Here is a 16,626-nt window from a genome sequence, read left to right as displayed (position 1 = left end):
ACAATGAGGGTTCGACAAGCTATGAGGGCTGCTGGCTGTGGCGCGCCGCGATGGTACCGCGCGTCAGGCCTGCTCCGCTCTTATCGCGCGGCGGCGACGATCGCTCTTCTGTACGTTGACGATACGGACACGCTTGACCCGGCGCGGGTCGGCGTCCAGCACGTGGAACTCGAAGCCCGGGATCGCCTGCACGACTTCGCCCCGCGCGGGCACCCGGCCCAGCGTGTTGAAGATCATGCCGCCGATCGTGTCGACATATTCGCCGTGCTCGCCGGCGGCGAAGTCGTTGCCGATCATCTTGGCGACGTCGTCGATCTCGGCCTTGGCGTCGACCACGAAGACGCCGTCGCCGGTTTCGGTGATCAGCGGCTCGTCCTCGTCATGCTCGTCCTCGATGTCGCCCACCACCATCTCGACGATGTCTTCCAACGAGACGAGCCCGTCAGTGCCGCCATATTCGTCGATAACCAGCGCCATCTGGGTGCGCGAGGCCTGCATGCGGGCCATCAGGTCCGAAGCCAGCATCGAAGGCGGCACGAACAGGACGGTTCGGATCAGGTTCAGCTCGCCGATGGTGCGGGAAAGATCGACATTGGCGAAATCGAGCTGCACCGGCGCGGGCTTCTTCGGCTGCCGGCCTTTCCGGACGCGGGCGAGCTTGGTGATGTGGGCAAGCACGTCGCGGATGTGGACCATGCCGCGCGGATCGTCGAGCGTCTCGGCATAGACTGGCATGCGCGAATGGCCCGACTGCTCGAACAGGACCATGAGCTCGCCGAGCGTGGTGGTGATTTCGACCGCCTCGATATCGGCGCGCGGCACCATCACGTCCTCGACCCGCACCTCGCGCAGCCGCAGGATGTTGTTGAGCATCGCCCGTTCGGCGGGCGAGAAGGAGTCGGCGTCCGTGTGGATCTCGGCAAGCGCGTCGGTCAGGTCCTCGCGGAGGCTCGATCCGTTGCGGGACCTGAAAAGGCTGGCGAGCCGCCATAACAGGGACGGGCGATCGGTGGCAGGTTCGGGCGCGGGGACGCCATAGGCCGTACTGGGACTAGGTCCGTCTTCGGCGCTGTCGGATGGCGACTGGATACCGCCGGCTTCGTTTCTCGCGGCGGTCTCGGGTATCTCGTTCATTTTCGTCCGTCGGTTATCGGTCTTTGTTACGCGTAGGGATCGGGAATGGCAAGCCTTGCGAGCGCCCTGCGCTCGACTGCCTCCATCTCTTCCGCCTCTTCGCCGGTCTCGTGATCATAACCCAACAGGTGCAGGAAGCCATGGATCACGAGATGCGTAATATGATGCCGGACGGCCTTGCCTTCCAGTGCCGCCTCGCGGATCACGGTTTCGGCGGCCAGCACAATGTCGCCGAGCAGCGGCGGAAGAGGAGCGCCGCGCTTCGGCATAAAGGCCGGGAAGGACAGGACGTTGGTGGGCTTGTCCTTGCCTCGCCACTGCGCGTTGAGCTCCCTTATATGTTCGTCGTCGGAGAAGACGACGCTAAGTTCGGTGCCCTCTTTGGCAACCGCGCCCGTTTCGGACATGGCCGCTGCAACCGCCTCGCGGACGATGGCTTCGAGCTCTGCTTCGGGCGCCCAGTCGCCGCCCTCGACCAGCAGATCGATCTCGACCGGAAGCGGCGCCGGCGTGCCCCTTCCATTGGAATTTCCGCTCATGACTTCCGGCCGGTCAGTGTTCCGACACGTCGAGGCCACGCGCGATCTTGCCGTCGCGGTCATAGGCCTTGACGATCTCGGCGACCAGCGGATGGCGGACCACGTCGGTTTCGTTGAAGCGAACCGTTACCGCGCCGGTAACGCCGTCAAGGATGCGCAGCGCCTCCACCAGCCCCGACTTGGTGTTGGGCGGCAGATCGATCTGCGTCGGATCGCCGGTGACGATCATGCGCGAATTCTCGCCGAGACGCGTCAGGAACATCTTCATCTGCATCGGCGTGGTGTTCTGCGCCTCGTCGAGGATGACGGCGGCATGCGCCAGCGTGCGCCCGCGCATGAAGGCCAGCGGCGCAATCTCGATGACCTCGGCGGTGATCGCCCGCTCGACCTTGTCGGCTGGCATCATGTCGTAGAGTGCGTCGTAAAGCGGCCGCAGATACGGGTCGACCTTCTCCTTCATGTCGCCGGGCAGGAAGCCGAGGCGCTCGCCAGCCTCGACCGCCGGCCGCGACAGGATGATGCGCTCGACCAACCCCCGCTCGAGCAGCATGGCCGCGTGGGCGACCGCCAGATAAGTCTTGCCGGTGCCCGCGGGGCCGATGCCGAACACCAGTTCGGACCGCTCCAGCGCGCGCATATAGGCGTCCTGGTTGAGCGAGCGGGCATAGATGGTGCGCTTGCGCGTCGCGATCTGCGCGGCGGCCATCTTGCCTTTTCGCTCCAGCGTCGGCAGCGTCAGCTGGTCATCGGCGGCGACCGCCATCCTGACCGCGCCGTCGACGTCGGATTGGCCGATGTCGGCCCCCTTCTGCAGGATGCCGTAGAGATGGTCGAGCGCCCGGCGCGCCTGCTCGGCCACGGAAGAACTGCCCTTGATGGTGACCTGATTGCCGCGCGAATTGATGTCGACGCCGAGCTTCTGCTCAAGCCGCGCCAGATTCTCGTCGAACTGGCCGTAAAGGGCGCTGGCAAGCTTGTTGTTGTCAAAGGTCAGTACGATGTGCGCCATGTCCGAAGCCCCGGAGGGCACGTTCTTCAGGTCTGCGGTAGCGCTCAACCGTCTCTCCTCATCCGTGCCGTTCAAGCCGGCTGCGCGAACAGGCTGGTTTGTCCAACCCTGATGATTCGCGCCTTTACAATGTCACCGATTTCGCCGGCCGTTTCATCAAGAATAACCGGCTGAAGCCATGGCGACCGGCCGACGATCTGGCCGGGCTGGCGTCCGGGCTTCTCGATCAGCGCATCGATTGTCCTGCCGATAAGGCTAACGGCGAAATTGCCCTGCTGTTCCATCAACAGCGCCTGCAAACGCTGGAGGCGCTCGTCCTTCACGTCCTCGGCGACCTGAGCCTTCATTTCCGCGCCCGGAGTGCCCGGCCGCGGCGAATATTTGAACGAGAACGCCTGCGCGTACCGCACGTCGCGGACGAGTTGCATCGTCGCTTCGAAATCCTCGTCCGTCTCGCCCGGAAACCCGACGATGAAATCGCCGGACATGGCGATATCGGGCCGGGCGGCGCGAATGCGCTCGATCAGGCGCAGATAGTCGGCGGCCGTGTGCCGGCGGTTCATCGCCTTCAGGATGCGGTCCGATCCGGATTGCACCGGCAGGTGCAGATAGGGCATCAGCGCTGGCAGGTCGCGATGCGCGGCGATCAACGCATCATCCATGTCGCGCGGGTGGCTGGTCGTATAGCGAAGGCGCGCCAGGCCGGGGATCTGGGCGAGGCGGAACAGAAGCCGGCCGAGGCCCCACTCACCGCCGTCCGGCCCCTCGCCATGCCAGGCATTGACGTTCTGGCCGAGCAGCGTCACCTCACGAACGCCGGCTTCCGCCAGCCTTTCGGCCTCGGCGACGATCTGGGCCACAGGGCGCGAAACTTCCGAGCCGCGCGTATAAGGCACCACGCAGAAGGTGCAGAACTTGTCGCAGCCCTCCTGCACGGTCAGAAACGCGGTCACGCCGCGCTTGATGATCTCCGCCCGCGCCGTATTCGGCAGGTGCTCGAACTTGTCCTCGAGCGCGTAGTCGGTCTCGACGATCTTTTCGCCGCCGCGGGCGCGCTTCAGCGCCTCCGGCAGCCGGTGATAGGTCTGCGGCCCGATCACCAGGTCGACGGCCGGCGCGCGGCGGATGATCTCGCGGCCCTCCGCCTGGGCGACGCAGCCGGCGACGCCGATCAGCATCTCGTGACCGGAAGCCGCCCGCTCAGCCTTGAGTTCGCGGATGCGGCCGAGTTCGGAATAGACCTTTTCCGCCGCCTTTTCGCGAATGTGGCAGGTGTTGAGCAGCACGAGGTCGGCGTCGCCGATCTCGCTCGTCGGGGAATAGCCGTCGGCCGCCAGCGCATCGGTCATGCGCTGCAGATCGTAGACATTCATCTGGCAGCCGTAGGTTTTGACAAAAACCTTCTTCGCCGCCGGAGAAGCCGCGACGGCCTCGTCCGGCAGAGTGTCCGCCATCGGTAGGGAGATGTCATTCAAGTCCATGCGGCGGCTTCTAACGCTTTTCGGCGGCAAAAAACAGACGATTCTGCCTGCATCCGTTCAGCGCGGGCTGCGTAGCGCTTCCTGCATCATTGCGGAGACGCGCTGCTCGACAAGCTTTGCGGCTGCCTTGCGGCTCGTTCCGGCCGAAAATTCGATAGGCTCGCCGAAGCGGACTTCCACGTCGACAGCGCCCTCGGCGAGCAGTTCGCCGATATGCGGCGCCAGATCCTGGTCGCCGATCCATGCCGCGACGCGACGGTGCTGGCGGCCCATGGCCAAGCCATGAAGCCTTGTATAGACGATCGCCACCGGCTGGATGAACACATGCTCGACGGCGCCTTCGCTTATCGCCATCGCCGCCGCGCCGAAAAGCGTGCTCTTGAACGGCAGCAGCAGATTGCCGTCGCCGGTCGAGCCTTCGGCAAACAGCACCATCACATCGTTTCGCGCGAGACGCGCGGCGATCTCGCTCGCCTGCTCGCCGGATTTGCGCCTGCGCTCGCGCTCGATGAACACCGTGCGCTGAAGCCTGGACAGGCCGCCGATCAGCGGCCAGCCGGCCATTTCGGATTTCGCGATGAAGGAGACATCGACTATGGAGCCGAGCACCATGATATCGGTCCAGGAAACATGGTTGGACGCGATCAGGAGCGGACGCTTTTCCGCCATCGCGCCGCTCACATGGACCCGGAATCCGAGCGCGGCGAGGATCATCCGGTGCCAGATCCGCAGGACCAGGTTTTCGCGATAGAGTCCCGTCTTCATCGAAAGAAGCTGAAGCGGCACGAGAACGAGCGTCGATATGGCGACGAACAGCAGCGCGACAAACATGCGGATCCTGCCGATCATCGCCGCCTTTCCCCCGCAAAGACTACCGGCTAGCGAAGGTCGCGGCGCATGACGAGCGCGCCTCGATCGGACTGATAATAGCCCGGCCGCTTGCCGACCTCGCGGAACCCCATGCGCCGGTAAAGCGCGATCGCGCCGATATTGGTTTCGTCGACTTCGAGGAACAGCGCCTCGGCGCGCTGCGCGTGCAGTTCGCGCAGCACGGCGTCGAGCAATTGCCAGCCGAGCCCCTGCCGGCGGTGCGCGCGAGCGACCGCGACAGTCAGTATTTCGGCCTCTCCCGCGACCAGCCGCGCCAGCAAGAAGCCGACCGGCTGCTCGTTTCCATGGCCGACCTCGCGCGCCGCATAGCCAAAGACTGTGTCCTGTTCGAGCAGCGCCTCGAATTCGCCGTCGGACCAGGGCCGCACGAAATCCTCCTGGTGCAGAGCGGCTACCGCCGCGCTGTCGGCGACGGTGAGCGGCTCCAGGGAATAATCCCTGCGGCGCGGCGGAATAAAGGGGAAGCGCATGGCTAGCCACCGCTCCTCGGCAGGATGAAGCCCGCCTGAGGCTTGGCGTCCGGCTCGCGCAGATAGACGGGCGCCGGCTTCTGGCCGTCAGCACCCTTCTTCGCGGCGACGCGCGCATAGACCGCGATGTCGGCGGTGGCGCTGAGCGGCCCGGTGTCGAACGCCTGCGACGGAACCGCGTCCGCGATCACCTTCGCAGCCGTGCCTGCGAGCACGGGTGAGAATTCCGTCGCCAATTCCGCCGCCTGCGACAATGTTATCACCGCCGGAGCATACAGCATCCCTCCCAATCCATCGTAAACGGCTGCCTGGATTTCGCCACGACCGCCATCGAGCGCGCTGAGGACATTGCGTGTGCCGAATTTGTCCCGCGACTCGGCGGCAAGCGCCTCCAGCGTGGTGACGCCGATCGCCGGGATTTTAAGCGCCAGCGCGAAGCCGCGCGCGGCCGAGACGCCGACGCGCACGCCGGTGAAGGAGCCGGGTCCGACCGAAACGGCGACCGCGCCGAGGTCAGGGAAGGCGATTCCGGCTTCTTTCAGCGCATGGCCAACCACGGTCATCAGTTGCTCAGCGTGGCCCTTACCGAGGTCGAGCACGGCGCGGCCGAGTTCCTTGTCGGTCTGCGCGTCATAGATGCAGGCGGCGCAGAGGCTTGCCGAGCAATCGATTGCGAGGAGTTTCATGGCACACGCGCAGATTTGGTGCGCGCGACCGCAGGTATAAAACCGGGCAAAACATCTCCGTCCACGCAGAGCCGCCCGAATTGGCGCACCACGGTCGTTCCGCTTCCAGCTAAATTTCTGGAGTTCACCCCGCCCGCTCCGCAGCCTTCAGTTCCAGCCTCCTCGCATGCAGCACCGGCTCGGTGTAGCCGTTGGGCTGGGCGCGGCCCTTGAAGACGAGATCGCAGGCGGCGAGGAAGGCGATCGAATTGTCGAAGTTGGGCGCCATCGGCCGGTAGAGCGGATCGCCCTCGTTCTGGCGGTCGACCACATCGGCCATGCGCTTCATCGTCTCCATCACCTGCGTTTCGGTGCAGACGCCGTGATGCAGCCAGTTGGCGATGTGCTGCGAGGAAATCCGGAGCGTAGCGCGGTCCTCCATCAGGCCGACATCGTTGATGTCGGGCACTTTCGAACAGCCGACGCCCTGATCGATCCAGCGCACCACATAGCCGAGAATACCTTGCGCGTTATTGTCGAGTTCGTGCTGGATTTCGTCAGGCGTCCAGTTCGGCCGAACGGCGACCGGCACGGAAAGGATGTCGTCGAGTTTCGCCTTGGGCCGGCTTTTCAGACTTTCCTGCACCGCCTGCACGTCGACCTTGTGATAATGCGTCGCATGCAGCGTGGCCGCAGTCGGCGACGGCACCCAGGCCGTATTCGCGCCGGCCTTGGGATGCGCGATTTTCTGGTCGAGCATGGCCGCCATCAGGTCGGGCATCGCCCACATGCCCTTGCCGATCTGGGCGTGGCCGGAAAGGCCGCATTCGAGCCCGATGTCGACATTCCAGGCCTCATAGGCAGAAATCCATGCGGCCTGCTTCATGTCGCCCTTGCGGATCATCGGGCCGGCTTCCATCGAGGTGTGGATCTCGTCGCCGGTGCGGTCAAGGAAGCCGGTGTTGATGAACACCACCCGCTCCTTGGCCGCGCGGATGCATTCCTTCAGATTGACCGTGGTGCGGCGCTCCTCGTCCATGATGCCCATCTTGAGTGTGTTGGGCGCCATGCCGAGAACCGTCTCGACGCGCGAAAATATCTCGACAGCGAAGGCTACTTCCTCGGGCCCATGCATCTTCGGCTTGACGATATAGATCGATCCGGCGCGCGAATTTTTCCGCCGGCCGTTCGGACCGACATCATGCAGCGCGATGAGACTGGTGATCATCGCATCCATGATGCCTTCCGGAACCTCGTTGCCATCCCGGTCGAGGATCGCCGGATTGGTCATCAGGTGGCCGACGTTCCTCACCAGCATCAGCGAGCGGCCGGGCAGCGTCAGCTCGCCGCCGCCTGGCGCGGTGTAAGTCCGGTCCGGATTGAGCTTGCGAACGAAGGTCTTGCCGCCCTTCTCGATCTCTTCCTCCAGGTCGCCCTTCATCAGGCCTAGCCAGTTGCGGTAGGCGAGGACCTTGTCCTCGGCATCGACGGCCGCGACCGAGATCCTCGCAGTCCTGGATGGTGGTCAGTGCCGATTCCAGGATCACGTCGGAAATGCCGGCGGGATCGGCCTTGCCGATCGCGCTGCTGCGGTCGATGACGATCTCGATGTGCAGGCCGTTTTTCTTCAGCAGGATCGCCAAGGGGAATCCGGTTCACCTCGGTAGCCGGCAAACTGCGTTGGGTCGGCAAGCGCGATCTGCTGCAGCTCTTCCTCGCCGTCGCCGACCGAACGCTGGGCGGGCGTGCCGGCGCCGAGCACTAGCGCGCCGTCCGCCACTTCGAGCCTCGTCACCGCGCTCCACGAAGGGCCCTCAATGGGGGCTGCATCGTCCAGGAATTTTCGCGCCCAGGCGATGACTTTCGCCCCGCGCGCCGGATTGTAGCCTTTGCCCTTTTCGGCGCCGCCTTCCTCGGAGATCACATCGGTTCCGTAAAGCGCGTCGTAGAGCGAGCCCCAGCGCGCATTTGCGGCGTTCAGCGCATAGCGCGCATTCATAACCGGCACGACCAGTTGCGGCCCGGCGACGACGGCGATTTCCGGATCGACATTTTCCGTCGTCACGGGAAAATCCGGCCCCTCGGGCAGGAGATAGCCGATCTCTTCAAGGAACCGTCTGTAGGCGGCCATGTCGACCGGCGCGCCGTTTTCCCGGTACCAGAGGTCGATGCGCTCCTGGATATGGTCGCGCTTTTTCAGAAGAGTGCGGTTTTTCGGGGCGAGATCGTGGACGATCGCGGAAAAGCCGGCCCAGAAGGCATTGGGGTCGATCCCCGTGCCCGGCAACGCTTCGCGCGCCACAAAATCATGCAGCGGGTGCGCAATTCGCAAGCCGGCGACCTCGACCAGATCCGTCATCGTTTCTTCTCCAAAAAGGCGTCGGGGCTTCATTTTCGCGCCTTTGACCATGCCGGGCGGAACGGGTCAATTCACCCTAAGTTCCGGATACGTACAGGATAACGCGGGGATCGCACCCCGTGGACAAATCCGCCGGCCTACACCGCGATGCGCGGGCGGCCGGTGGCGACAGCGAGAATCTGCGCCTCTATGAACATACGCTGGCCTTCCACCGTCGAGGTGCGGAACTCGCGCAGCACCTCGATCTCGGCCGTGTCGGTGCCGGCGGCCCTGGCGCGCCAAGCGGCGATCTCGCGCACATCGGCTTCCGCGACCGCGATCGCCTCGGCCTCGCTCGCAAAGTCGCGCACGGTGTCGCCAGACGAGACGCGGAACAGCCCCTCCTTGGGCTGGCTGACGCCGGCCTCGGCCGAGACGCGGACCTGGCCAACGACGGCGCCGAGCGCATTGGCGACATCCGTATCCTCCGGCACGATGCATTCATTGCCGACCAGTTGCGGCAGCCCGGCATAATGCAGCCGGGCGGATGCGCCGAGGCCGATCACCGGACGATCCAGCGCGACGGTGAGCCGGGCGATGCCTTCATGGCCGTCGACCGAGCGCTGGACAAGCGCATGAGCTACTGTCGCCGCGCCATCCAGGCCGTCCTCGGCGAAGGCGGTTTCGAGGATCGCCTCGGCCGACCAGCGGGTGAGCGCGGCCAGCACGCGTTCGGAGAGAGCCTCCGGGCTCGCCGCGATCGGCTGGCCGCGGCCGTCGCGCTTGCGGGCGAAGAGCTCCGCGCCAAGGCGGGCGGCAACGGCGTCCCAGTTCGCCTGCTTGCCGAGCGTGTGGGCGGCGTCCGACGGCGTGAAGCCCACGACATGGACGAGACCACGCGCGACTAGGCGGTTGAGGGTCGCATTCTGCGCATTGGACGTGAGCAGGGTATCGAGCGGCAGAGGCTGAGCGCCGATTGCCTCGTAAAGTTTGGATTCCGGTCCCGATAGGCCGGCGGCCAGCCGCTCCGGCACGCCGGTTCGCATCGCGAAGCGGCCATCCATGCGGCCGGGATTGGGCGCGCGCAGCTGCCGTTCGAGCTGGCCGGTGACCACCTCGCCATGCATCATGCCGGCGAGCGCCAGCGGCACGAGGCGGCGGGGGCCGAGCAGAAGGCGCGGGCGCAGCCCGCCATCCTCCAGCGAAATTTCGGAATCGCCGCCGAGGCCGAAGGTGCGCATGGCGACCGCCTCGACCATTGTGCGATAGCCGCCGACGGTGGCGCCTTCCGGATCGAGCCGCGGCCGGCCCTTGTCCAGCACCGCGACGTCGGTGGTCGTGCCGCCAATGTCGGACACGACGGCGTCTTCGAGGCCGGTCATGTGGCGGGCGCCGACGAGGCTGGCGGCGGGACCGGACAGAATGGTCTCGATCGGCCTTGCGCGCGCGAAGGCGGCGGAGACCAGAGCGCCATCGCCACGCACCACCATGAGCGGGGCTTTTATCTTGCGGTCGGCGAGAAAACCTTCGGTGGCGGCGACGAGGCGGTCGATCATGGAGATCAGGCGGGCGTTCAGGAGCGTGGTCAGCGCGCGGCGCGGGCCGCCGAGTTTGGCGGAAAGCTCGTGGCTGGCGGTGACGGGGAGGCCGGTCTTTTCGCGGATCAGATCGCGGGCGGCGATCTCGTGGGCCGAGTTGCGGGTGGCGAAATAGGCGCAGACGGCGAAGCCCGAGACGCCTTTCGCCAGTTCCGGCAGCGCCGCTTCCAGTTCGTCCAGCATAAGCGGCTTTGCGTTGCCGTGGACATCGTGGCCGCCGCCGCAGAACACCACCGGGTCGGTGCCGAGCGCGGCCTTCAATCCGTCGCGGGCGAGGTCGGCTTCGGAAAAGCCGATCATGACCAGCGCGACCCGCCCGCCCTGCCCTTCCACGAGGGCGTTGGTGGCGAGCGTGGTCGACATCGACACCAGCTTGATGGCGGCCGGGTCGACCTTCGCCTTTTCCAGCACGGCGCCGACCGCGCCGGAAATGCCGACCGCCAGATCGTGCCGCGTGGTCAGCGACTTCGCCTTCGCCGCCACTCCCGCCGCCTCCGACCAGAGCACGGCGTCGGTGTAGGTGCCGCCGGTGTCTATGCCCAAGAAGAGCGGCGCGGCGGGCGGTGTTTTCCTGGCGGTCATTCTAAAGGGCATTCCAAGGGGCGTGGATATTTTTCTCCCGCGCCCCTTAGCCCATAGCCGTCCGGCAGGCTAGCACCGCCCGCTTGGACCAGGTTGGCGCTGGCCCCCTCTCCGGTTCGCTTCGCTCACCACCTCTCCCCCGCTGCGCGGGGGCGAGGAAAAGGAGCCTCACGGCAGCAGATTGATCTCCTCGGTCTCGCCGCCCTCGCAGGTGTAGCAGCAATTTTCGCATGTCTGCGCATTGTTGGGGCCGACGCCCCAGTAGGTGTTTTCGTCGCCGTCGATCCAGGCGCCGTAGCAGATGGACTCGCCCGCCTCGCAGGCGAGCGACATCTCCTTGCTTTCGCCATCGTCGAGATAATAATCCTCGCCGCCGCCCGGCCAGACATGGTCGCGATCCTGGCTGTAGAGTTCGACCCGCACGGCATTGGGATGGCCGTTGTTCATGACGAAGGTGACGTCGTCAGCGCCGGCGACGGTGGCCGAGCCGGCGAGCGCCGCAAGCCCGAGAAGGGCAGCCGCGCACAGGCGAACGGAAAATGCGGCGCGGCGCGCCACGGCGGAAAAGTTCATGATAAGCCCCCGAAAACAAAGAAACGGCCCACCCGGCCGCGCCGGCGAGATTGGCACGCGGCCGGGGGTTTTGGAAGCGGCAATCGGCGGGACCGCACGCCCATCAACCGCCGTTTCCGCCGTCGTCCGGCTTCCGTTCGGGCGACTGCCGCACCACCGCCGTCAGAAACTCAACCGCCGCCATGCGGTAGGTTTCGATGATGTCGATGTCGATCGGCACGCAGGGCGGGAAAATGGCGAAGGAGATCGCGTATCTGTCCTCGTCGCGACGCCCGCAGCAGCGGCCGCGCCGGCGGCAGGCGCGTCTGGCGCAGCCCTTGTGGTTGCCCAGCGCGGTGCAGATCTGCTGCATCGTGCCGAGATAGACGCTGTGGACCAGCGTATGGTGCTCGATGTCGCGCCGGTAGGCCGCATATTGCGCGTCGGTCTCGTCAGTCCGCGGGCAGAGGCGCAGCTTGAAGCGCGGCCAGTACGGCTCGATCGTCTCGTAGAGATATTCGCTCGTGGTGACGCAGCCTTCGTGGTCCTGCAGCCCGTCTTTTTCCTTCCTTGAGCGGACGCGGCCACATCCTTTCGAGCGGCACGCCGTTCACCGGCCTCATATCCAGGAAGACCGGCGTCAGCTGGGGTGGGAACGGGTTGCCGGCCTGGGAGAGCAGCGGCTGGGGTTTATCGTCGGGCATGTTTTGCTCCTGGGGTGATTTTTTGCACAAGCGTCTCCGTTCCCGCGCCGCGAGGCCGAGTTGGTGAAAGCCCTTCGGCAGGCTCAGGACCGGGAAGACGGGCGGTCGCGGGATCGCTCATCTTTTATGTATGTGCGATCTCGCGACCCGCCCGTCCGGCGATTTCTGTCCCCGCCCGTTCCGCTGCGCCCTTAAACCTTGCGGCTTTTCGGGCCTGTGTGCTCCTCCAGCACGCCGGGACCGTATTGTCCCGAGGGGAACCATTGGGCAGAGCCTCCCCGGCCCCACGGCTTCGTCGGCCATGGAACGGAGGCGCCGATCCTTCCCCGCTTTCGAACGACTCCGGAGCGTTCCCGGCAGGAAGGACGAGGGGATTATGCGGGAGGGGTTGGGGGGTGTGGATAAAGAGGCGTGGAAATTTTTTTTGGGGAGCGGTGAAACGCCGTGTCGTTCCCCACCTTCGTCATCCTCGGGCTCGACCCGAGGATCCATGCCGGAACGTCGAACATGCCTGCCGGCGGTGCAGGTGAGCGACTGTTCCGCCCCCCGGAGCACTGCCGCGATGGTACGGCATGGATCCTAGGGTCTTCGCTACGTCGCTTCGCTCCTGCTTCGCCCTAGGATGACGAAAGCGAGACGTGCCGGCGCAGCCATTCCTCCAGCACCGGCTTGCGGAAGGTGCCGGCTTCGAGGTGGCGGTAGATGAACGCGATGACGTCGTCCGGCTCGGCCTCCAGCCGCGCGCCGTTGAGGCCGAGAAAGATGTCCATGCAGGCGAAGGCGACGCGCTTGTTGCCGTCGACGAAGCCATGGTTCATCGCCAGGCTTTCCCACAGCGCCGTCGCCTGCTCGATGAGGTCGGCGTAGTAGCCGGTCTGCGGGCGAAGCAGCGCGGATTCGATCAGGCCGAGGTCGCGCACGCCTTCAGCGCCGCCGAACAGGCGCAACTGCTCGGCATGGATAAAAAGCGCGTCGTCGAGGGTGAGGTATTCCACCTATTTCGCCAGCGCCTCGTAGACCTTGGCCCAGCGTTTCGCGCTTTCGGCGTGCAGCTTCTGGACGGCGGGGCTGACCTTGCCGCTGGCAGCCTCGGAGAGACGGCGGAATTCTTCCGGGGACAGCACCACCGCCACGTCGCGGCCCTGCCGCTGCACGCGGACGGGCCCGGCCTGCGCCATGTCGATCAGTTCGCCGAATCGGTTCTTGGCGTCGGTGGCAGTGAGGGTTTTCATGGAGAGAGATTAGCTGAATTGGCTAATTTGGGCAAGAAATGCGCACAGCGGAGTGGCAATACGCTCGATACGGCTTAGACAACTCGGTTTGCAAAGCCGACTCATGCTTTGTATATCTTTGTTTTCCGATAGGACGCAGTCGGCGCAGCGATTCTGGCAGGCCAAATGAGGTGGCCTGCTTGGCGGTATGTATATAGAAACCTGGATTCACCGGAAACTTGGAGGGGGAATGTTCCAAGAAAAAATCGAAGCTTGGCTCTCCCGAAAAGTACCCGAAAGATCAGTAAATCAATGCTTTGACTTGCCCGTCGTATTGGCTACCGACATCGGACTACAACGCCACGAGAACCAAGATCGTGTCGCAGCGATGAAGATTACCGCACGTTCTTCCGCTGGACGCCCCTTGATTGCCATTGCCGTCGCTGACGGCATGGGTGGAATGCGCGACGGTGCCCGTTGCGCTGCCATCGCTTTATCATCATTTTTCTTTGCGCTGACGCTTTACCGATATAAGCAACTAGATGATCGAACAATGGCCGCTGTGTTGCATGCGAACGACAGCGTTTTTGCTTACTCAAACGGAAATGGCGGGGCCACACTTTCTGCATTTTTAATAGATCACGATATACAGCCACTTGTTGCAAATGTAGGGGATAGCCGGGTCTACGCTTTTGGTAAAAACATATCGCGCCTTACCGTCGACGATTCGCTTGCGGAAGCCGTCGGGGGGCATGGTCGTGAGCTGTTACAGTTCATGGGCATGGGCACTGGTATTCGGCCGCACATCATAAAAGTGCCAGGAGATGCATCAAGAATAGCTATTACGACCGATGGGATACACTTTGTTTCCCATCAATCGTTAACCGACATTCTGCACAATGCGCCTGATCTCAAGGCAGCTACGGATCGATTGGCTGCTCTGGCACGGTGGTCTGGTGGCTCGGACAATGCGTCATCCGCGCTCGTAGATGTTCCGGAACTCCGATACGCATTGGACGCAAAGGACGTGGAGGGAATTCAGCTTTGGGACCCATTTGGCAGCCTTCAGACATTATGGTTACGCCAGGAAGGCCGAAATGAGCGTGATCAAGCCGAGCATATTACCCAAGAACGGGTATCGCCGCCGCTAGACCGAGATGCTCCCCAACCTACAAAAACAGATAAGCAAAGGAACCGATCGACAGCTAAGAAGCCGAAAAAGCCGAAAGACGGCGCCAAAGAAATTCAGTTTGAGATCGAGATAGAACAATCTGGCAACCCGGCGCAAACAAATGATGATAGCTAATCGCTATGAACCGACCGGCAATGTCGCGGCGGGGGGAATGGGTGAAATTATTGAATGCACCGACACTCATCTACGACGACGAGTAATCATTAAGCGCCTCCAAACTGGGATAGAACAACGCCGCCTTGTTGATGAGCAAAAGGCTTTAGCAAAGCTCCGATCAAAACATGTCGTGCAACTTTTCGATATCGTTGAACTAACCGACCGCGGTTTCCTTGAGAGGGCTATTGTCTTAGAGTTTATAGACGGTGATAACCTAGATGTAGGAAAATTAAATTCCGATCTTTTGTACGTTAAGATCTTGTGGCAGCTTGCATGTGGCCTTCGCGACATACACGGCGCCAATATTATACATCGAGATATCAAGCCAAGCAACATTCGCCTTGACAAAGAGGGTGTAATAAAAATCATTGATTTTGGGCTAGCGCGCACTGCCGGATTGGAAGCTAAAACCCGAAGCATCATTGGCACGCCGGTATTCATGGCGCCCGAATTGTGGGGAACGGCCACCGTAAGCTTTAGCAAGTCAATTGATACGTACGCCTTCGGAGTAACAGCCCTTGCACTGCTCAGTTCTTCTGTACCTACAGGATTGGCAAAAGAACCGCCTCAGCCAATTGGCCGGACAACGCTGAACCCAATAATTGGCGCTCTGGCCGCTGATGTTGGGGACATCATTTTCAATTGCCTAAATCCAAATCCCTCAATGCGACCCGACATGGAAGTGGTCCAGGGGGTGCTTGCTGGGCATCTGCTGCGTGATCAGCATCGCGCATTGGTAGTAATGAACGGAAGGCAGCACCATCTTAATAAAAATAGCCGGAAAATAACTCTCAATGCGCCTGGTGTCGGCGGTCTTGTCATCGAGTATGACGGAATGGATTTTTTGGTAACGTCGGTCACCGGATCTGTTTTCTTCAACAATGCGGATATCAATGTAGGGGATATTGTTCCCGGCTGCTGCGTTATCACTTTTGGAGATGGGCGAGCGCGCAAGTTTGTCACTTTCGACGTTTCCAATCCGGAGGCAATGCCGTGAACGCAAGTGATGTCATTTCCGGACGCTACGAGATTAAGCGTCATGTTGGACGCGGGGGTATGCAAGACGTCTACCTAGCCATGGATAAGTTGTTGGAGATGGAGGTCGCACTTAAGACGCCGCAGGCAGGCCAGCAAGACAAGCGGTTCTCTCAAAGCGCGATACTTGCGGCTCGGGTGAATCACCACAATGTAGCGAAGACCCTGGACTACTTCGAGGAGAACGGTAAACTCTTTTTGATTGAAGAGTATGTCGTTGGTGAAACACTGGAGGACAAGCTAGCTCGCTTCGGCCTTGTGGATCCACACCTGAGTGCAAGAATTCTGCACCACATGTCGAAGGGGATTGCTGCTTCGCACCACGCAGGCGTCGTCCATCGCGATTTGAAGCCCAGCAACATAATGGCTGAGCCTGGTGTGAATCTTCATAGGCTCAAAATTACTGATTTCGGGATAGCGACCCTAACTGAGGGATTACTCGACGAGGCGGCAAGAGGGGGTGACTTGACGCGTTCAACTTCAGGAACGATTAAGGGAGCCTTACCGTATATGGCTCCAGAAATGATGTTTCGGGCTCCAGGTGATCATCCGGGACCGCCGGCTGACATTTGGTCGCTCGGGGCGTTGATGTTCAGGCTTCTAACAGGCGAATATCCTTTCGGGGTTTTCTTGGATGCTGCCGTAAATGTGCGGAACAAGACACGCAAAGCATGGCCTGCCTTTATGAAAGCGAATCCTCAGTACGAACCGCTTGCGTCGGAACTAATTTCGATGGTCGATAGATGCCTTGAATATGATCCAGATAAACGACCGACTGCGGACCAACTTGTGGCCGAATGCGATCAACTTTGCTACATCAATGTACACAGATCGGAAGGAACGGTAACCAACTTCATTCAAAATGGCTATAGTGGGTTTGCCACCGGCAGAGATGGGCAGATATTTTTTAGCATGGAAAGCGTCTATGGCACTACTCGGCCAGGAACAGCAAAAAATACGAAACTTTGTTATTGCATGTTTCCTGGAAATCCTCGCCATCGAGGGCACCCAATAGTAGTTATTGGCTGAGGCCAAGCCTTTTAGAGCCTGAATCAAAAGGATGTTTTGA

Annotated in this window: 16 protein-coding genes and 1 pseudogene; 4 read left to right on the top strand and 13 right to left on the bottom strand. The window is 62.3% G+C overall.

The window, feature by feature from the left end; genetic code table 11:
• Positions 1-63: 63 nt before the first annotated feature.
• From ACG873_RS27950 to ACG873_RS27900, 11 genes and pseudogenes are all read right to left on the bottom strand, one after another.
• Positions 64-1,134 (bottom strand): hemolysin family protein, encoded by a 1,071-nt coding sequence (locus ACG873_RS27950; protein ID WP_394889022.1) that lies wholly within the window; start codon positions 1,132-1,134, stop codon positions 64-66.
• A 26-nt stretch (positions 1,135-1,160) separates the two neighbouring features.
• Entirely contained in the window at positions 1,161-1,673 is a 513-nt protein-coding gene (gene ybeY / locus ACG873_RS27945; RefSeq protein ID WP_394889020.1) for an rRNA maturation RNase YbeY, read from the bottom strand.
• A gap of 13 nt (positions 1,674-1,686) precedes the next feature.
• A complete protein-coding gene (locus ACG873_RS27940; RefSeq protein ID WP_394893744.1) occupies positions 1,687-2,682 on the bottom strand; it encodes a PhoH family protein in 996 nt (331 codons plus the stop codon).
• A 71-nt stretch (positions 2,683-2,753) separates the two neighbouring features.
• Positions 2,754-4,163, bottom strand: coding sequence for a tRNA (N6-isopentenyl adenosine(37)-C2)-methylthiotransferase MiaB (gene miaB, locus ACG873_RS27935; RefSeq protein WP_394889018.1), 1,410 nt, complete (start codon positions 4,161-4,163; stop codon positions 2,754-2,756).
• Positions 4,164-4,220: 57 nt separating this feature from the next.
• Positions 4,221-5,012, bottom strand: a complete 792-nt coding sequence (locus ACG873_RS27930; protein WP_394889016.1) for a lysophospholipid acyltransferase family protein — start codon at positions 5,010-5,012, stop codon at positions 4,221-4,223.
• 29 nt (positions 5,013-5,041) lie between these two features.
• Positions 5,042-5,524 carry a ribosomal protein S18-alanine N-acetyltransferase gene (gene rimI / locus ACG873_RS27925; protein ID WP_394889014.1) on the bottom strand — a complete coding sequence of 161 codons (483 nt, stop codon included), beginning with the start codon at positions 5,522-5,524 and terminating at the stop codon, positions 5,042-5,044.
• A gap of 2 nt (positions 5,525-5,526) precedes the next feature.
• Entirely contained in the window at positions 5,527-6,210 is a 684-nt protein-coding gene (tsaB, locus tag ACG873_RS27920) for a tRNA (adenosine(37)-N6)-threonylcarbamoyltransferase complex dimerization subunit type 1 TsaB (protein WP_394889012.1), read from the bottom strand.
• A 124-nt stretch (positions 6,211-6,334) separates the two neighbouring features.
• Positions 6,335-8,548: pseudogene (locus tag ACG873_RS27915) on the bottom strand (malate synthase G).
• Positions 8,549-8,685: 137 nt separating this feature from the next.
• The gene (locus ACG873_RS27910; protein ID WP_394889010.1) at positions 8,686-10,707 is read right to left on the bottom strand and encodes a hydantoinase/oxoprolinase N-terminal domain-containing protein; all 2,022 of its coding nucleotides are present in this window, start codon (positions 10,705-10,707) and stop codon (positions 8,686-8,688) included.
• A gap of 168 nt (positions 10,708-10,875) precedes the next feature.
• On the bottom strand, positions 10,876-11,280 hold the full coding sequence (locus ACG873_RS27905; protein WP_394889008.1) for a hypothetical protein: 405 nt from the start codon (positions 11,278-11,280) through the stop codon (positions 10,876-10,878).
• A 103-nt stretch (positions 11,281-11,383) separates the two neighbouring features.
• On the bottom strand, positions 11,384-11,632 hold the full coding sequence (locus ACG873_RS27900) for a hypothetical protein (protein WP_394889007.1): 249 nt from the start codon (positions 11,630-11,632) through the stop codon (positions 11,384-11,386).
• A gap of 18 nt (positions 11,633-11,650) precedes the next feature.
• Between ACG873_RS27900 and ACG873_RS27895 the strand changes: the two genes are divergently transcribed.
• The gene (locus ACG873_RS27895) at positions 11,651-11,833 is read left to right on the top strand and encodes a hypothetical protein (RefSeq protein ID WP_394889006.1); all 183 of its coding nucleotides are present in this window, start codon (positions 11,651-11,653) and stop codon (positions 11,831-11,833) included.
• Between the two features lie 747 nt (positions 11,834-12,580).
• On the opposite strand, the gene ACG873_RS27890 is transcribed toward ACG873_RS27895, so the two are convergent.
• Positions 12,581-12,958: a type II toxin-antitoxin system death-on-curing family toxin gene (locus tag ACG873_RS27890; RefSeq protein WP_394889004.1), complete on the bottom strand. Its 378-nt coding sequence runs from the start codon at positions 12,956-12,958 to the stop codon at positions 12,581-12,583.
• Complete coding sequence (locus ACG873_RS27885) at positions 12,959-13,195, bottom strand: type II toxin-antitoxin system Phd/YefM family antitoxin (protein ID WP_394889002.1); 237 nt, start codon at positions 13,193-13,195, stop codon at positions 12,959-12,961.
• 229 nt (positions 13,196-13,424) lie between these two features.
• On the opposite strand from ACG873_RS27885, the gene ACG873_RS27880 reads away from it, so the two are divergent.
• Genes ACG873_RS27880 through ACG873_RS27870 form a run of 3 tightly spaced genes read left to right on the top strand, consistent with a single transcriptional unit; the run spans position 13,425 to position 16,586 of the window.
• A complete protein-coding gene (locus ACG873_RS27880) occupies positions 13,425-14,480 on the top strand; it encodes a PP2C family protein-serine/threonine phosphatase (RefSeq protein WP_394889000.1) in 1,056 nt (351 codons plus the stop codon).
• Positions 14,467-15,519 carry a serine/threonine-protein kinase gene (locus ACG873_RS27875; protein WP_394888998.1) on the top strand — a complete coding sequence of 351 codons (1,053 nt, stop codon included), beginning with the start codon at positions 14,467-14,469 and terminating at the stop codon, positions 15,517-15,519. Before ACG873_RS27880 ends, ACG873_RS27875 begins: the two co-directional genes overlap by 14 nt.
• Positions 15,516-16,586 carry a serine/threonine-protein kinase gene (locus tag ACG873_RS27870; RefSeq protein WP_394888996.1) on the top strand — a complete coding sequence of 357 codons (1,071 nt, stop codon included), beginning with the start codon at positions 15,516-15,518 and terminating at the stop codon, positions 16,584-16,586. The genes ACG873_RS27875 and ACG873_RS27870 overlap by 4 nt, the downstream gene beginning before the upstream one ends.
• Positions 16,587-16,626 lie beyond the last annotated feature (40 nt).

Source organism: Allomesorhizobium aridi (genome assembly GCF_043769475.1).
In the GTDB taxonomy this organism is placed as follows: Bacteria; Pseudomonadota; Alphaproteobacteria; order Rhizobiales; family Rhizobiaceae; genus Allomesorhizobium.
This window is presented reverse-complemented; position numbering and strand designations above follow the sequence as displayed.